Source organism: Acidisphaera rubrifaciens HS-AP3, from assembly GCF_000964365.1.
Taxonomy (GTDB): domain Bacteria; phylum Pseudomonadota; class Alphaproteobacteria; order Acetobacterales; family Acetobacteraceae; genus Acidisphaera; species Acidisphaera rubrifaciens.
Map to the genome: position 1 here is coordinate 1 of NZ_BANB01000005.1, position 3893 is coordinate 3893.

The window sequence follows — 3893 nt, forward strand, 5'->3', positions numbered from 1 at the left end:
TGGCGGCGTTCGCGGCGGCCGGCTGCCGCTATTTGCAGCTCGACGAGGTGAACATCGCCTATCTCTGCGACCCGGAGCAGGTCGAGGCGCTGCGCCGGCGCGGCGAGGCGGTGGACGGGCTGCTCGACGTGTACGCGCGCCTGATCAACACGGCGCTCGCCGGGCGCGGGCCCGACATGACGGTGACCATGCATCTCTGCCGCGGTAATTTCCGCTCAACCTTCGTCGCGAGCGGCGGCTACGAGCCGGTGGCGGAGATGCTGTTCAACGGTATCGACGTCGATGCGTATTTCATGGAATACGACAGCGAGCGCGCCGGCGGGTTCGAGCCGCTGCGCTTCGTCCCACGCGGGCGCAAGATCGTCGTGCTCGGGCTGATGACCAGCAAGGACGGCACGCTCGAAAGCAAGGACGCGATCCGCCGCCGCATCGATGCCGCCGCGCGCTTCCTGCCGCTCGAACAGTTGGCCCTCAGCCCGCAATGCGGCTTCGCCAGCACCGAGGAGGGCAACCTGCTGACCGAGGATCAGCAATGGGCGAAGCTGGAGCGGTGCGTGGAAATCGCGACCGAGGTCTGGGGCGGCGTCTAGGGCCGCGCAATGTCCAGCGCCCTTCGCATCAGCCGTGGCCCGTTCGGCCGTGTCGCGCTGCTCGACATGGACCGTTCGCTGGTGCGGCATGCGCATCCGCACTGCCATGTGCTGCTGAAGATGGGCGGGGACGACACGCAATTCCTGGTGGGCGACCGCCTCGCGCCGCTGACCGACACGACCGCCGTCCTCGTCAACGCCTGGGAAACGCATGCCTATGTGCATGACCCGGCGCGACGCAACGCGGTCATCCTCGCGCTCTATATCGAGCCGACCTGGCTGCACGCCTTCCGCCGCAACTGGGCCGCGAGTGGCGCGCCCGGTTTCTTTGCCGGCGCCGCGGGCGACGTCACGCCCCGCATCCGCGCCCTGGCGCGAACCCTCGTCGAGGCATTGACGCAGAACGCCCCGCATGAGGTCCTGCTGTCGGCACTGATGATCGCGGTGATCGAGCGCTTCACGCCCTGGCGCAGCGTCGGCGTGTCCTCGGCGGCGGAGGGCGCGCCGGACTGGCGGATACGCCGCGCCCTCGGGCGGCTGATCGACGCGGGCGGCGACATGCCCGTCCGCGACCTCGCGCGCCAGTCCGGTCTGTCGCGCACGCATTTCTTCCGCCTGTTCGGGCGCTCCACCGGGCTGACGCCGCACGTCTTCCTCAACATGCTGCGCGTCGAGCGGGCGGTGGCGGGCGTGGCCGCGCGCGACGAGCCCCTGGCCGCCATCGGCGACCGTCTGGGCTTCGCATCGCCGACGCAGTTCAGCCGCTTCTTCCGCGACCATGTCAGCGTCTCGCCGCGGGCGTTCCGCAGCGTGCTCGGCGGCTGATCCCGCGTTCGGCGATTTTGGGACTTTTCGGCAACTCGCCGCATGGCCCGGTGAGTGCCGCCGTGCGACGATCCTGTCAGGCGGATGCACCGCATCGGCAGGGAGCGCATGGGACAGGCAGCGTCCACGGCATGGGTCGGCCAATCCATCCAGCGTGTCGAGGATGCGGCGCTGCTGACCGGTCGCGGCCGCTTCATCGATGACCTGCCGTCGCCGCCCGGGACGCTGCACGCCGCCATCCTGCGCTCGACGCAGGCGCACGCCGCGATCACCGCCATCGACACCGGAGCCGCGCGCCGCCTGCCGGGCGTCGCGGCTGTCTTCGTCGGCGCCGATCTGGCCGCCGTCACCACGCCCATCGTCTCCAGCGTCCGCTCGGCGATGCAGGCCTGGGCGATGGCGACCGACCGCGTCCGCTATGTCGGCGAGCCGGTCGCCGTCGTCGTGGCCGACAGCCGCTATGTCGCCGAGGACGCGCTCGACCTGATCGACGTGGACTACGCGCCGCTGCCCCCCATCGTCGATCCGCTCGACGCGCTGGCCGACGACAGCCCGCGCTTGCATGACGGCACGCCCAACGTCGTGAGCGACCGGCGCTTCACCTATGGCGACCCGGATGCCGCCTTCGCCGCCGCGCCGCGTCGCGTGGCCGTGCGGGTCCGCTATCCGCGCAACACCGGCGCGCCGATGGAGACTTACGGCGTCATCGCCGACTACGACCCCCATGCCGAGGCCTATGACGTGACGGCCAATTTCCAGGGGCCGTTCAGCATCCATGCCGTGCTGGCGCGCGCCCTCGGCGTCGCCGGCAACCGGCTGCGCCTGCGCCTGCCGCCGGATTCGGGCGGCAGCTTCGGCGTGAAGCAGGGTGTCGCGCCGTATGTCGTGCTGATCGCCGCTGCCGCCCGGTTGTGCGGCCGGCCGGTGTGCTGGACCGAGGATCGGCTGGAGCATCTCGCGGCGTCGGTGTCGGCCACCAACCGCGTCATCGCCCTCGATGCGGCGGTGGAGGCGGACGGCCGCGTCACCGCCCTCGCCTGGGATCAGGTGGAGGATTGCGGCGCCTATCTGCGCGCGCCGGAGCCGGCGACGCTCTACCGGATGCACGGCAACATGACGGGCGCCTATGCCATCCGGCATGTCAGCCTGCGCAACCGCGTGGTGGTGACGAACAAGACGCCGACCGGGCTGGTGCGCGGCTTCGGCGGACCGCAGGTGTATTACGCGCTGGAACGCCTGATGCAGCGCATCGCCGTCGAACTCGCGCTCGATCCGCTCGACGTGATCCGGCGCAACCTGATCGCATCCGATGCCTTCCCGTATCGCACCGCGACCGGTGCGCTGTACGACAGCGGCGATTATGCCCGCGCGGTGGACGCGGCGGTGGGCGACGGACGCCTCGACGCGCTGTTGGCGCGGCGCGACGACGCACGTGCGGCGGGGCGGCTCTACGGCATCGGCTACGCGGCCGTGGTGGAGCCGAGCGTGTCCAACATGGGCTACATCACCACGGTGCTGACGGCCGAGGAACGGCGGCGCGCGGGGCCGAAGAACGGGGCGCAGGCGACGGCGACCGTCACGCTCGATCCGCTGGGCGCGGTGACGGTGCAGGTCGCCTCCGCGCCGCAGGGACAGGGTCACCGTACAGTGCTGTCGCAGGTCGTGGCCGACGTCTTCGGCCTGACGCCGGCGGCGATCCGCGTGGTCACCGACCTCGATACCGCGCGCGACGCATGGTCGATCGCGTCCGGCAACTATTCGAGCCGCTTCGCCCCCGCCGTCGCCGGCACCGCCCAGCTCGCGGCGGAGCGTCTGCGACGACGCCTCGCGCGCGTCGCGGCGGCGCAGCTCAACGTGGCCGCCGAGGATCTGCTCTTCGCGGACGGGCGTGTCTACGCGCGGCAGAATCCGGATGCCGGCCTGCCCTTCGCGCGCCTCGCCGCGACCGCGCACTGGTCGCCCGCCCTGGTGCCCGACGATGCCGGCGACGTGCTGCGCGAGACCGTCCACTGGACCCCGCCGGGGCTGACGCCGCCGGACGACGACGACCGCATCAACTCGTCGCTGTGCCACGGCTTCATCTTCGATCTGTGCGGCGTGGAGGTCGATCGCGCCAGCGGGCGCGTGCGCATCGACCGTTACGTGACGATGCACGACGCCGGCACGCTGCTGCATCCGGCGATGGCCGAGGGGCAGATCCGCGGCGGCTTCGCGCAGGCGGTCGGTGCCGCGCTTTACGAGGAGCTGCGCTATGCCCCGGACGGCAGCTTCCTCGCCGGCACCTTCGCCGACTATCTGCTGCCGACGGCGACGGAGGTGCCGCCGCTCGACATCCTGCACATCGAGACGCCGTCGCCCTTCACGCCGCTGGGTGCGAAGGGGCTGGGCGAGGGCAACTGCATGTCGACGCCGGTCTGTCTCGCCAATGCGGTGGCGGACGCGCTCGGCGTCGCCGCGCTCGACCTGCCGCTGCTGCCG

2 protein-coding genes and 1 pseudogene are annotated in these 3893 nt (G+C 71.4%); all 3 read left to right on the top strand.

Features of this window, described 5'->3' with window-relative positions; all coding sequences use genetic code 11:
• Nucleotides 1-590, top strand: a pseudogene (locus B8460_RS00065) (5-methyltetrahydropteroyltriglutamate--homocysteine S-methyltransferase); the annotation flags it as partial.
• A 9-nt stretch (nucleotides 591-599) separates the two neighbouring features.
• Nucleotides 600-1415: a helix-turn-helix transcriptional regulator gene (locus B8460_RS00070; RefSeq protein WP_048859529.1), complete on the top strand. Its 816-nt coding sequence runs from the start codon at nucleotides 600-602 to the stop codon at nucleotides 1413-1415.
• Between the two features lie 108 nt (nucleotides 1416-1523).
• A partial coding sequence (locus B8460_RS00075; protein ID WP_048859530.1) for a xanthine dehydrogenase family protein molybdopterin-binding subunit occupies nucleotides 1524-3893 on the top strand: 2370 nt, incomplete at its 3' end.